General features: G+C 63.2%; 11 protein-coding genes. 7 read left to right on the top strand and 4 right to left on the bottom strand.

Annotated elements, in window-relative coordinates; all coding sequences use genetic code 11:
• Positions 1-12 precede the first annotated feature (12 nt).
• From M1E17_RS11530 to M1E17_RS11520, 3 genes are all read right to left on the bottom strand, one after another.
• Complete coding sequence (locus tag M1E17_RS11530; protein WP_457967525.1) at positions 13-1,233, bottom strand: sarcosine oxidase subunit beta family protein; 1,221 nt, start codon at positions 1,231-1,233, stop codon at positions 13-15.
• Complete coding sequence (glyA, locus tag M1E17_RS11525) at positions 1,230-2,528, bottom strand: serine hydroxymethyltransferase (RefSeq protein ID WP_457967717.1); 1,299 nt, start codon at positions 2,526-2,528, stop codon at positions 1,230-1,232. Before glyA ends, M1E17_RS11530 begins: the two co-directional genes overlap by 4 nt.
• A 170-nt stretch (positions 2,529-2,698) precedes the next feature.
• Complete coding sequence (locus M1E17_RS11520; protein WP_457967524.1) at positions 2,699-3,376, bottom strand: GntR family transcriptional regulator; 678 nt, start codon at positions 3,374-3,376, stop codon at positions 2,699-2,701.
• 136 nt (positions 3,377-3,512) lie between these two features.
• On the opposite strand from M1E17_RS11520, the gene purU reads away from it, so the two are divergent.
• The 4 genes from purU to M1E17_RS11500 all read left to right on the top strand — a co-directional run bounded on the left by purU (position 3,513) and on the right by M1E17_RS11500 (position 8,610).
• A complete protein-coding gene (purU, locus tag M1E17_RS11515; protein ID WP_457967523.1) occupies positions 3,513-4,430 on the top strand; it encodes a formyltetrahydrofolate deformylase in 918 nt (305 codons plus the stop codon).
• A gap of 52 nt (positions 4,431-4,482) precedes the next feature.
• On the top strand, positions 4,483-6,975 hold the full coding sequence (locus M1E17_RS11510) for a GcvT family protein (protein WP_457967522.1): 2,493 nt from the start codon (positions 4,483-4,485) through the stop codon (positions 6,973-6,975).
• Positions 6,976-7,111: 136 nt separating this feature from the next.
• Complete coding sequence (locus M1E17_RS11505) at positions 7,112-7,738, top strand: cyclodeaminase/cyclohydrolase family protein (protein ID WP_457967521.1); 627 nt, start codon at positions 7,112-7,114, stop codon at positions 7,736-7,738.
• A complete protein-coding gene (locus M1E17_RS11500; protein ID WP_457967519.1) occupies positions 7,735-8,610 on the top strand; it encodes a bifunctional 5,10-methylenetetrahydrofolate dehydrogenase/5,10-methenyltetrahydrofolate cyclohydrolase in 876 nt (291 codons plus the stop codon). The genes M1E17_RS11505 and M1E17_RS11500 overlap by 4 nt, the downstream gene beginning before the upstream one ends.
• An 18-nt stretch (positions 8,611-8,628) precedes the next feature.
• On the opposite strand, the gene M1E17_RS11495 is transcribed toward M1E17_RS11500, so the two are convergent.
• A complete protein-coding gene (locus tag M1E17_RS11495) occupies positions 8,629-9,324 on the bottom strand; it encodes a GntR family transcriptional regulator (RefSeq protein ID WP_457967517.1) in 696 nt (231 codons plus the stop codon).
• 455 nt (positions 9,325-9,779) lie between these two features.
• On the opposite strand from M1E17_RS11495, the gene fdhA reads away from it, so the two are divergent.
• The 3 genes from fdhA to fdhD all read left to right on the top strand — a co-directional run bounded on the left by fdhA (position 9,780) and on the right by fdhD (position 13,295).
• A complete protein-coding gene (gene fdhA, locus M1E17_RS11490) occupies positions 9,780-10,997 on the top strand; it encodes a formaldehyde dehydrogenase, glutathione-independent (RefSeq protein ID WP_457967516.1) in 1,218 nt (405 codons plus the stop codon).
• 133 nt (positions 10,998-11,130) lie between these two features.
• Positions 11,131-12,426 (top strand): molybdopterin molybdotransferase MoeA, encoded by a 1,296-nt coding sequence (locus M1E17_RS11485; protein WP_457967715.1) that lies wholly within the window; start codon positions 11,131-11,133, stop codon positions 12,424-12,426.
• Positions 12,414-13,295 carry a formate dehydrogenase accessory sulfurtransferase FdhD gene (fdhD, locus tag M1E17_RS11480; protein WP_457967515.1) on the top strand — a complete coding sequence of 294 codons (882 nt, stop codon included), beginning with the start codon at positions 12,414-12,416 and terminating at the stop codon, positions 13,293-13,295. Before M1E17_RS11485 ends, fdhD begins: the two co-directional genes overlap by 13 nt.
• Positions 13,296-13,415 lie beyond the last annotated feature (120 nt).

Raw genomic sequence — 13,415 nt, 5'->3', positions numbered from 1 at the left:
CCGGACTCTCTTCTAGTGGGCCACGGCGGCTGCGCCGTGTTCGTCGATCAGGGCGCCGGTTTCGAACCGCTCCAGCGCAAACGGCTTGTTCAGCTCGTGCGGCGTTCCTGTGGCGATGGTGTGGGCAAAGGTGAGGCCGGCGGCCGGCGTACCCTTGAAGCCGCCGGTGCCCCAGCCACAGTTCACGAACATGTTCTCCACCGGAGTGGTGCCCACGATCGGGGAAGCATCCAGTGTTGTGTCAACGATGCCGCCCCAGGTCCTGAGTACGTGCGCACGGGCAAAGATCGGGAAGAGCTCGACGGCGGCTGCCATCTGGTGCTCGATCACATGGAAAGACCCGCGCTGGCCGTAGCCGTTGTAGGAGTCCACGCCGGCGCCCATGACCAGTTCGCCCTTGTGTGCCTGGGAAACGTACACGTGCACGTGGTTGGACATCACCACGGTGGGGTGGACCGGTTCGTGCAGTTCGGAGACCAGCGCCTGCAGCGGGTGGGACTGGATGGGAAGCCGGAAGCCCGCCATCTCAGCCAGCACCGAGCTGTGCCCGGCGGCGCACAGGCCCACCTTCTCGGTGTTGATGGTGCCCTGGTTGGTCTTGACGCCAGTGACGCGGTTGCCGTCCTTGATGAAGCCGGTGACTTCGCAGTTCTGGATGATGTCCACGCCGAGTTCGTCGCATTTGCGGGCGAAAGCCCATGCCACGTGGTCATGCTTGGCGATACCTGCACGAGGCTGGTACGTGGCGCCCATGACGGGGTAGCGGATGTTGTCGCTGATGTTCAGGATGGGGCAGAGTTCTTTGACCTGCTGCGGGTCCAGCCACTCGGCGTCCACGCCGTTGAGTTGGTTGGCTCCCACGCGGCGCATGCTTTCGCGCACGTCACCCAGGGTGTGGGCGAGGTTCATGACGCCGCGCTGGCTGAAGAGGAAGTCGTATTCGAGTTCCTCCGGCAGGATCTCCCAGAGTTTGAGGGCGTGCTCGTAGATGGCAGCGCTCTCGTCCCAGAGGTAGTTGGACCGGATGATGGTGGTGTTCCGGGCCATGTTGCCGCCGGCCAGCCAGCCCTTTTCGAGCACGGCAATGTTGGTCATGCCGTGGTTCTTGGCCAGGAAATAGGCGGTGGCCAGCCCGTGTCCGCCGCCGCCAACGATCACGGCGTCATAGGAGGACTTGGGCTCGGGGTTCCGCCAGAGGAAATCCGGGTGCTCCGGAAGCAAATCTGCCATCATGCCACCTCGTTCGTGTCAGAGGAGAGGTTGGGGTAGAGCGGGAACTTTCCGGCCAGGATTTCAACCCGCTGCCGCAGTTCCGTCGCAGTCTCGTCGCTGAACTCGCGCTTGAGTGCTGCGGCGATAATGTCCGCGACCTCGGTGAATTCTGCCTTCCCGAACCCACGCGTGGCCAGTGCCGGCGTGCCGATACGAAGACCGGAAGAGACCATCGGCGGACGCGGGTCGAAGGGCACCGCGTTCCGGTTGACGGTGATGCCGATCCGGTGCAGGCGGTCTTCGCCCTGCTGGCCGTCCAGTTCAGAATTGCGCAGGTCCACCAGGACCAGGTGCACGTCGGTGCCACCGCTGACCACGGTCACGCCGGATTCTGCAACGTCGGCAGCCAGAATGCGTTCTGCGATGATGCGGGCGCCTTCCAGGGTGCGTTCCTGGCGATCGCGGAACTCCGGCTCAGCAGCGAGCTTGAACGCCACAGCCTTCGCGGCAATGACGTGCTCCAGCGGGCCACCCTGCTGTCCGGGGAACACTGCGGAGTTGACCTTCTTGGCAATGTCGGCGTCGTTGGTCAGGATGACTCCCCCGCGCGGTCCGCCGAGGGTCTTGTGGGTGGTGCTGGTAACGATGTGGGCGTGAGGCACGGGGTTGGGGTGCAGTCCTGCTGCCACCAAGCCGGCGAAATGTGCCATGTCCACCATCAGGTAGGCGCCTACCAGGTCCGCGATGCGGCGGAATTCGGCGAAGTCCAGCTGGCGGGAGTAAGCGGACCAGCCGGCGACGATCAGGCGGGGCTTGTGCTCAACCGCCAGGCGCTCCACTTCGGCCATGTCAATCAGCATGGAGTCCTCATCGACGCCATACGGAACCACCTTGTAGAGCTTTCCGGAGAAGTTGATCCGCATGCCGTGCGTCAGGTGGCCACCGTGGGCGAGGTTCAGGCCCAGGATGGTGTCGCCGGGCTGGATCAGGGCGAACATGGCCGCTGCGTTGGCCTGGGCGCCGGAGTGCGGCTGCACATTGGCGAATTCGGAGCCGAACAATGACTTGAGGCGGTCGATGGCCAGCTGCTCTACCACGTCAACGTGTTCGCAGCCGCCGTAATAGCGCTTGCCCGGGTAACCCTCGGCGTACTTGTTGGTCAGTACGGATCCCTGCGCCTCCATGACAGCAGTGGGCGCAAAGTTTTCGGAGGCGATCATCTCCAGCGTGCCCTGCTGGCGCAGGAGTTCCTGGTGCACGGCTGCGTGGATAGCAGGATCCGTCTCTGCAAGCGTGCGGGTCAGAACGTCGACCATCATTTCTCCTAGCTGTTGCCTAATATCCTGTTGATATATTAGTTGCGTGACTCAAGTATGCTATCGACTCTGGTGAGTGTCAACACATTCGGCCCGTTATTCCGGGAAGGCCAAGAGCGCAGCCCGGAGGGCCGCGCTCTTAGGCAAAAGCTGGAAAGGTGAGGCTCAGGTTAGGCGAAGAGAGCCCTGCGGACGGCATCCTCGAAGCCGCTGACGTGAATCCTTGCGAGATCGGCGGCGCGCGCCTCGTCCCCGTCAATCACCGCGCCGAGCAGGTCAACATGCTCATGCACGTGGTGCGAGAGGTCAGGAAGGCGATCCAGCACCATGCACCAGATACGGGTGGCGAGGTTGTCATAGCGGACCAGGACGTCTTCGAGGTGGGGATTGGCTGCAGCAGCGTAGATTCCCTGATGCACCCGTGCATCCAGCCGCAGTGTTTCCACGACGGAGGCAGCATGTGTATCGAAGGATTCAACAGCCCGCAACACAGCGCGCAGCTGCTCGCGCTGCTGCTCAGTGGCAACCCGGGCAGCGCGGGAGGCTGCAAGCGGTTCGAGCTGGGTCCGGATTTCGGAAATAAAGGCAAGATCAGTGACCTCCACCCGCGTTGCAAAAGTTCCCCTGCGCGGATACGAAACAACCAGCCGGTCCAACTCAAGCCGCTTCAAAGCTTCGCGTACGGGAGTGCGCCCCATACCGAGATCCCTGGCGAGGTGGTCGTCATTGAGAAGATCACCCGGCTTGATGTCCAGCATCAGCAGGCGATCTCGGATGCGCTCGTAGGCCAATTCCGCCAACGACTTTCTGACAGCCTCGCCTGCGGGTGCCAAAACTTCAACCGCCATAACCGGGCCCCTTTCCTTTGGGGCAAAAAGCCTCTTGACCTTGCCCACTGACCAGTATACGCTGATTCCCAACCCTAATATATCAGTTTACGAACTGCGAATATATCTAACGGGAAGATACCTAAAAGGAGGAGACATGTCCCTAGTGGCTACAGACTCATCAACCAGCACGCTGACTCAGACCGAGCCCCGCGTGGAAGAAGCCAAGGCCCAGAAGTTCGTACTCACACTGTCGTGCGTCGAACGTGCCGGGATTGTCCAGGCGGTCACCACTTTTCTCTTCGAACGTGGCTTCAACATCGAAGAGCACCAGCAGTTCGACGACGGGCTGCGCCAGACGCTGCATCTGCGCACCGCATTCTCGGGTTCCCCTGAGTACACGCCCGAGAGGCTCCAGGAGGAGTTCAAGGCGATCGCGGACCGTTTCGAGATGAAGTTCAGCTTCCATGACCAGACCAAGCAGCGCGTCCTGGTGATGGTGTCCAAGTTCGGGCACTGCCTCAATGACCTGCTCTTCCGTTGGCGCGGTGGCAGCCTGGGCGGGGACATTGTCCTGATAGTTTCCAATCACGAAACCCACCGGGCCATGGCCGAGGCAGCCGGCCTCCCCTTCCTCTACGTCCCGGTGACACCCGAGACCAAGGCAGATGCCGAACAGCGCCTGCTGGATCTCATCGACGAATATGACATCGACCTCGTGGTGCTGGCCCGCTACATGCAGGTGCTCTCCGACGACCTCTGCCGCTCCCTTGAGGGCCGCGCCATTAACATCCACCACTCGTTCCTGCCCGGATTCAAGGGAGCCCGTCCGTATCACCAGGCGTACGATCGTGGCGTCAAGCTGGTGGGCGCAACGGCCCACTACGTGACTGCGGAGCTTGATGAGGGTCCTATCATCGAACAGGAAGTCATCCGGGTCGACCACAGCTACGGACCCACCGCCCTGTCCACCGTCGGGCGGGATGCGGAAGCCCTGGCGCTGTCCCGTGCCGTGAGGTGGCACTGCGAGCACCGTGTGTTGCTGGATCAAACCAGCACTGTCGTGTTCCGGTAAGCACCACACCCCAATCAGCAGAGAACACACGAAAACCAGCAGGAGAAACCACATGGCATCAACGCCAAGCATTGTCATTATTGGAGCTGGAATCGTCGGCACGAACCTTGCCGATGAACTGGTCGCACGGGGCTGGAACAACATCACTGTCCTGGACCAGGGCCCCCTCAACATGCCCGGTGGCTCCACGTCCCACGCCCCCGGCCTTGTCTTCCAGACCAACCCTTCAAAGTCCATGGCGCTCTTCGCCAAGTACACCGTGGAAAAGCTTTTGTCCCTCACCGAGGACGGCGTGAGCTGCTTCAACCAGGTCGGCGGGTTGGAAGTTGCCACCACCGAGACCCGCCTCACGGACCTCAAGCGGAAGCTCGGCTATGCCGCCGCATGGGGCATCGAAGGCAAGATCCTCTCCCGCGCCGAGTGCAAGGAGCTCTACCCGCTCCTGAACGAGGAAGACATCCTTGGCGGGCTCCACGTTCCCAGCGACGGCCTGGCCCGCGCTGCCCGCGCGGTCCAGCTGCTGATCAAGCGGACCGAAGCCGCAGGCGTCAAGTACCTGGGCAACACCACGGTGACGGGTATTGAACAGTCGGGCCACCGGGTCACCGGTGTCCAGACCTCCGAAGGCACCATCCCCGCCGACATCGTGGTCTCCTGCGCCGGATTCTGGGGCGCCAAGATTGGCGAGATGATCGGGATGTCCGTCCCGCTCCTGCCATTGGCGCACCAGTACGTCAAGACCACTCCCGTGCCGGCGCAGAAGGGCCGCAACGAACTGCCCAACGACGCCTCCCTGCCGATCCTGCGGCACCAGGACCAGGACCTCTATTACCGCGAGCACGGTGACCGCTACGGCATCGGTTCCTACGCGCACCGCCCCATGCCCGTGGACCTTGATGAACTGGGCTCCTACGACCCCAACAGCATCACCGAGCACAACATGCCTTCCCGCCTCGACTTCACGCTGGAGGACTTCCTCCCGGCGTGGGAGGCCACCAAGCAGCTGCTGCCGGCCCTGCGCGAAAGCGAGATTGAGGACGGCTTCAACGGCATCTTCTCCTTCACCCCGGACGGCGGCGCCCTGGTGGGTGAGTCCAAGGAGCTTGATGGCTTCTTCGTGGCCGAAGCCGTGTGGGTCACACACTCGGCCGGCATCGCCCGCGCTGTCGCGGAGCTCCTGACCACCGGCAAGTCGCAGATCGACCTTGGAGAATGCGACATCCACCGCTTCGAAGAGGTCCAGCTGACTCCCGAATACGTCAGCGAAACGTCCCAGCAGAACTTCGTGGAAATCTACGACGTCCTGCACCCGCTGCAGCCGAAGCTCTCGCCCCGGAACCTTCGCGTCAGCCCGTTCCACGCCCGCCATAAGCAGCTGGGCGGCTTCTTCCTGGAGGGCGGCGGATGGGAGCGCCCCTACTGGTTCGAAGCCAACGCCGAACTGCTCAAGGAGATGCCTGACGAATGGCAGCCGCCGGCACGTGACGCCTGGTCCGGGATGTTCAGCTCCCCCATCGCCGCCGCCGAAGCCTGGAAGACCCGCACCGCTGTGGCCATGTACGACATGACTCCGCTCAAGCGCCTTGAGGTCTCCGGCCCCGGAGCCATGAAGCTGCTGCAGGAGCTGACCACCGCCGACATGACCAAGAAGCCGGGGGCCGTCACCTACACCCTCCTGCTGGACCACGCAGGCGGGATCCGAAGCGACATCACCGTGGCCCGCCTGAGCGAAGACACCTTCCAGCTCGGAGCCAACGGAAACATCGACACCGCCTACTTTGAGCGGGCCGCACGCCACCAGACGGAAAACGGGACCGCCAGCGACTGGGTCCAGGTTCGCGACACCACCGGCGGCACATGCTGCATCGGCCTGTGGGGGCCCCTCGCCCGGGACCTCATCAGCACCGTCAGCAGCGACGACTTCACCAACGACGGCCTGAAATACTTCCGGTCCAAGAAGGTGGTCATCGGCGGCGTCACCGTCACGGCAATGCGCCTGTCCTATGTCGGCGAGCTGGGTTGGGAACTGTACACCAGCGCAGACAACGGCCAGCGCCTGTGGGATGCACTGTGGAAGGCCGGGCAGCCGTTCGGCGTTATCGCCGCGGGCCGCGCCGCGTTCAGCTCGCTGCGCCTTGAAAAGGGCTACCGCTCGTGGGGCACAGACATGACCACGGAGCATGACCCGCTGGAAGCAGGACTTGGTTTCGCCGTGAAGATGGCCAAGGAAAACTTCGTCGGAAAGGCAGCACTGGAAGGCAGGACCGAGGAAAACTCCGCCCGCCGCCTTCGCTGCCTGACCGTCGACGACGGCCGCAGCATTGTGCTGGGCAAGGAACCTGTCTTCTACAAGGACCAGGCAGTCGGCTATGTCACCAGTGCCGCATACGGCTATACCGTAGCCAAGCCCATCGCCTACGCATACCTCCCCGCCGCTGTGTCCATTGGTGACTCTGTCGAGATCGAATACTTTGGCCGGCGCGTCCAGGCCACGGTCACGGCCGATCCGCTGTACGACCCCACCATGACCAGGCTCCGCGGCTAACAGCGCCGGGCCATTCAAGGGCACGCGGCCCGGACTCCTTTCCCTCGCAACCAGAGTCCGGGCCGCTGCTTTGCCATGGCCTGCCGCAACCCCACCCCCCAGCCCGGTTGACTCGAGCCTCAGCCCAGGAAGAAACATGATCAGTTCAGAAACAATAGAGGGCTACCTCACCAGACTTTCCTCGCGCGAACCCACCCCAGGCGGCGGCGCAGCCGCAGCGCTCCACGCCGCCCAGGGGGCGGCACTGGTTTCCATGGTGGCCAGGTACTCCACCGGCACGAAGTACGAGCAGCACGCCGAACTCGTGACCAGGGTCATCGCCTCCGCCGACCAACTGGTGGTAGAGGCCTTGCGCCTCGCAGACGCGGACCAGCATGCGTTCCAGGGCGTCATCGATGCGTACAAACTTCCTGCCGGCACTGACCAACTCAAGGCCGCACGAACAGCATCCATCCAGGACGCGCTGATCCTGGCCGCCACTACGCCGGCACAGCTCATCCTTCTTGCCGGCGCCGTCGTGGATCTTGCCACCGAACTTTTCGAGGTGGCCAATGCCAACGTGATCAGTGACGTCGCCGCCGCCGTCGACGCAGCCCGGGCAGCCGCCACCACTGCACGGGTGAACATCGACATCAATGTGGTTGCCATCAAGGACACCGAAGCCCGCTCCCGGCTGGCTGTCCAGACTGACGGCCTTGAGGAAAAGGTCATCCTGGCAGCCGACTCACTCGCCAAGCGGGTTCGGGAAAGGATCCTCAGTTGAGCACGACACTTCTCTCCGGACGGGCACTGGCCGGGCTAACGCAGCAAAAGGCCTCCGACGCCGCCAGGGCTCTCGAAATCGATGGCCTCCGCCCTACGCTTGCCGTGGTTGTGGCCACCGACGACGGCTCCACACACTGGTACGTGCGGTCCATCGAACGGGCCGCGGAAAGCGCCGGCATCATGTGCCGCATTGTGGACCTTGGCCATGATGCGACAGGACAGGTGTTGGCCTCTGTTCTGAAAGATCTCAGCGCCGAGCCATCGGTAAACGGCATCATCCTCCAGACACCGCTGCCTCCCGGCGTGGATGCAGATGCATTGGTTGGACACATCGCACCTGAAAAGGACATCGACGGCGCGAATCCACTGAGCCTGGGCCGGCTTGCAGTCGGCCAGCCATCGTTCGCCCCCGCAACGGCCCGGGCCGTAGTCGAGATCCTTGATCACTTCGACATCCCGGTGGCGGGCCGGAACGTCGTGGTGATTGGACGTTCAGCCGTTGTGGGAAAGCCGCTCTCCCTGCTGCTCATGGAACGTGATGCCGCGGTCACGGTCTGCCATTCGAGGTCGGGGCCGTTGGAGAAATACACCAGGACGGCCGACGTCGTGGTTGTCGCGGCCGGGCGCATCGGCCTGCTGACCGGCAGCCATATTTCGTCCGAGGCCGTAGTGATTGACGTCGGCACCAACGTCCTTTCCGACGGTTCGCTTGTGGGGGACGTGGACCAAGCCAGCGTTCGGGGCGTCGCGGCGGCACTGACACCAGTACCGGGCGGCGTTGGGTCGGTCACCACGTCCCTGCTTCTCCTGCACACCGTCGAGGCCGCGCGGGAACAGTCGCGGGCCTTGCTTACGGCAACGGCTGGGTAATGGTAATCCTGCCCAGGGCTACAGGACGGCCCTGATCAGGTTCTCGAAGTCCGCCACGTGCTTGCTGGTCAGCCGGGCAGCAGCGTCGGAATCTCCATCCGCAATGCATTCAAGAAGCTCAATGTGCTGGGCAATATGCTCAGAGACTGGAGGCAGTTTCTCCAGCACAAGGCTCCAGATACGCGTTGCCAGATTGTCGTACCGGATGAGGACATCTTCAAGGTGCCTGCTTCCTGTGGCCCGGTAGATCATCCGGTGTACGCGCATATCCAGGCGCATAAGGTCCCGCTGGGAGTGCAACTGCGGCAGGAGCTCCCCCACCTCCTTGGCGAATTCCTTGATCTCCTGCCGCAGTTGCGGCGACGCCATCCGGGCCGCCCGCGCTGCTGCAGCAGGTTCCAGAAGCTGCCGGATTTCGGAGATTTCCGCCAAATCGGTGATGTCCACCCCTGCCGCGAACGTTCCGCGGCGGGGATATGCTACCACCAGATGGTCACTTTCAAGGCGCTTCATGGCTTCGCGGATGGGGGTCCTTCCCACTCCGAGCCGCCGGGAAATCACGTCGTCGTTCAGTGGCTCGCCAGGCTTGATGTCCAGGAGGATCAGCTCATCGCAAAGCGCCCTGTAGGCAAAGTCGGCGAAGGACTCGTCCTCCAGCCTCTCCGACAGATAAGAGCCTGCTGTGCCCAACGGTAATTCTCCGCTGCTTGCCATTTCTATGTCTTCTCCTCAGGTCTGCCACGGAGGCCTTGACGCGAAGGCCCCTGTCACATAGTAGAACTGATATATCAATATTACCTAAAGAATTTTGAGTTGCCCCTGGGCGAATACAAGATCTCTGGACATGGCCGACAGCCTGCCCTACGATGTAACTGATATATCTTTACTGGCCAAGTAAAAATATCAGCGATCCAGTCAGGAACGGGATGCGGTGCCAACCGGCACTCCATCCTGCTGACAGCCTTCGCCGTACTAACGGACGAGCTGTCCCGTTCCCGTGAATGGTGCTTCGGTGGCCTGAAACCTGGGGAGGTATCCTCATCGAAGCACCGCTTTCGGGCGACGGGGCAATGCCGTCGACTTGCCGGACCAGTGCAGGGCAATCCGAATGGCAGCCTGGCACCACATCCCAGCACTAAGCACTACCCCCCATACCCAAAGGAGTGTCCATGTCAGGAAACAGAGCAGTCGCCTACAAAGAACCCGGTGTCGTCGAAATCATCAATACCGACTACCCGACGTTCGAACTCAAGGACGGGCCCGGCGTCAATCCGGAGAATGTGGGCCGGAAAGTGCCCCACGGTGCGATCCTGCGCACGGTGACCACCAACATCTGCGGTTCGGACCAGCACATGGTGAGGGGCCGGACCACCGCTCCCAAGGACCTCGTCCTCGGCCATGAAATCACCGGCGAAGTGGTGGAAGTCGGACCGGACGTTGAGTTCATCAAGGTGGGCGACATCGTCTCCGTACCGTTCAACATCTCCTGTGGTCGCTGCCGGAACTGCAAGGAGCGCAAGACGGGCATCTGCCTGAACGTTAATCCGGACCGCCCGGGGAGCGCTTACGGTTATGTGGACATGGGCGGCTGGGTGGGTGGCCAGGCAGAATTCGTGCTGGTCCCCTACGCTGACTGGAACCTGCTCAGGTTCCCGGACCGCGACCAGGCCCTGGAAAAGATCATGGACCTGACCATGCTTTCCGATATCTTCCCCACTGGCTTCCACGGAGCAGTGACCGCTGGAGTCGGTGTCGGCTCCACTGTCTACATCGCCGGGGCAGGACCTGTCGGCCTGGCGGCTGCCGTCGGTGCACAGCTGCTGGGCGCCGCGGTGGTCATTGTCGGTGACATGAACGAAGACCGCCTGGCCCAGGCCAAGTCCTTCGGTTGTGAAACAGTGAACGTGTCCCAGGGCGATCCGAAGGACCAGATTGAGCAGATCCTTGGTGTGCCGGAAGTGGACTGTGGCGTGGACGCCGTCGGTTTTGAAGCCCGCGGACACGGCAAGGACGCCTCGCACGAGGCGCCGGCCACTGTGCTGAACTCCCTCATGGACATCACCGCCGCAGGTGGCGCCCTGGGCATCCCGGGACTGTATGTGACCGGGGACCCCGGGGGAATCGACAAGGCAGCCCAGCACGGATCCCTCTCCCTTTCGCTGGGCACCGGATGGGCAAAATCCTTGTCCTTCACCACTGGACAGTGCCCTGTGATGAATTACAACCGCCAATTGATGATGGCCATCCTGCATGACAAGGTGCAGATCGCCAAGGCAGTGAACGCCAAGGCCATCCCGCTAGAAGATGCGCCGCGCGGCTACGCCGAATTCGACGCCGGTTCGGCAACAAAGTTCGTCCTGAACCCGAATGGATACGTCAAGGCGTAGGACACCGGCTGACGGGGCCGGGGAACGGCGGGTTCGTACCACGTGGTGCGAACACCGCCGTTCCCCGGCCACACCTTTCACTGCATCACTACATTCAGAAAAGGGGGGCCCGTTGCTCGCCAAAGACATCACCATGAGCGGTGGCACCTTGGAATTCTCCCCGGCTTGGAGCCCTTCCGGACAAGCCTCCCCCACATGGGCCGAAGCCCGCGAGCTGGCTTTCGATTGCGCTGTGCCACTCCCGCCGGTGGATGTTCCCCTCCCATCAGCAGTCGGCCACACCCTGACCCGCGATGTCGCCGCCCTGCAAGAACTCCCCCATTACCAGTCCTCCGCAATGGACGGCTGGGCCGTCAGCGGTTGCGGTCCCTGGCTCCTTACCGACGATGAGCACTTCCTGCCACCCGGGCGGGCCAGGGTCATAGCCACCGGCGGACTGGTGCCTGCCGGCGCCACATCGGTACTCCGCAAGGAAAGCGGAGCTGTCCACCAGAACGCTGAGGGCGGCCTTCTCCTGCAGGAAACCGAGAGTGCAGAACATGGCGGGTCGGGCCGCGGCCGGCATATTCGTCCCGCCGGGGAAGAAGCTGCGGCCGGTGAAGTGCTGATCCCCGCCGGCACAAGACTGAACCCTGGCCACATTGCGCTTGCCGCCGTGGCCGGGCATGACACGCTGCAGGTGCAGCGCAAGCCGGTGGTCGGCGTCGTACTGACCGGTTCCGAAGTAGTTACGGCGGGCGTTCCGGAACCAGGACGCGTCAGGGACACCTTTGGTCCCCAGCTGGGAACGGTCATTTCCCTTCTGGGCGGAACATCCGCCGGGTCGCTGCGGATCGGGGATTCCTACCACGAATGGCTGGCGGCACTAGATGGTTCTGGATCGTTCCTCGGACCCCTGCCGGACGTGACCATAACCACTGGCGGAACCGGGTGTTCCGGGACAGATCATTTCCGCGGTGCCATCGCCGCTCTCGGCGGACAGTTGCTGCTGGACGGCATCGCCATGCGGCCCGGCCACCCGGCTGTCCTGGCCGTGCTCCCGGACGGCCGTTTCGTCGTCGGGCTGCCCGGTAACCCCTTGGCAGCAATGATGGCCCTCATCACCATTGGTGCGCCGCTGCTGGAGGCACTCGGAGGACGGTCCCTGGGCGCTGTCGGGCAGGTGACATCGGCCGCTGACGTTGATCCCTCGCCCGGCCGGACCCGCCTGATTCCCTGCAGGTTCATCGAGGGCCTGGCCTTCCCCGCCCCGCATACCGGGCCCGGCATGGTCCGGGGGCTTGCCTGGGCAGATGGTGTCATGGCGGTTCCCCCTGCCGGGGTTCTGTCCGGCGAGCCGGTTCCTGTGCTCCCCCTCCCCTGGACGCAGTCCAACGAGACGATCCCGTCCGCCACCAACCACCTACGGAGCACCACATGGCACGCATGACGCAGCGCCGCAAAATCCATCGCTTCCACCTGGACGGTTCCGGCACCGAATACCCGGTCCGGTTCAAGGAAGACGTACTCGCCGCCGAGGAGCCCCTGGAAATCCGTATCGGCGGCCGGTCTTTCGCGGTTACCATGAGGACCCCTGGGGACGACTTTGACCTGGTGGCGGGGTTCCTGGTCTCAGAAGGCATCATCAGCTCCCACTCCGAGCTGGTATCGATGCGCTTTTGCGCCGGAGATGCCGGCGGAGAACAAACATACAACGTCATCGAGACCCAGCTGGCGCCGGATGTGGCCATGCCTGACACGATGCGGCATGTCTACACGTCAAGCTCCTGCGGCATCTGCGGGACAGACTCAATCGAATCCGTCCGCAAGACCCTTCGCTTCGATCCTGCCCAGGACCCGCTGCGGATTCCTGTGGATGTCCTGGCCGAACTCCCGGAGCGGCTCCGCGAGGCCCAGGCAGTGTTCGACAAGACGGGCGGCGTCCATGCTGCAGGCCTGTTCAGAGTGGACGGCGCCAGCCCGGAGCTCCTCTGTCTCCGGGAGGATGTTGGACGCCATAATGCGGTGGACAAGGTTGTTGGTTGGGCGCTGCGCCAAAACCTGTTGCCATTGAGCGGCACCGTCCTCCAGGTTTCGGGGCGCGCTTCCTTCGAGCTTGTCCAGAAGGCCGCCATGGCCGGCATCCCCGTCCTGTCTGCCGTCAGCGCGCCCTCAAGCCTGGCCGCCGACCTCGCCGTGGAGACCGGAGTGACCCTGGTTGGATTCAGCCGTGGACACAGCCTGAATGTCTACGCGGGACGGGAACGGCTGGGCCGCCCGCAAAAGGGCGGCCAGGAGGAGGCCTATGCACGGCTCTAACTGACCCAACCAGCACCCCCGTTACGACGCGTCTTGGCGGGGTGCTGCAGCTAAGGTACCTGCGGAGATTAGGGGCCACCCCGGCACGTGCGACGTTTCGGGGCAATTGCAGCGCGCTCA

The sequence above is a fragment of the Arthrobacter sp. D1-29 genome (genome assembly GCF_054130585.1).
The sequence above is the reverse complement of the archived record's forward strand: the minus strand, read 5'-3'. Positions and strand labels throughout refer to the sequence as shown.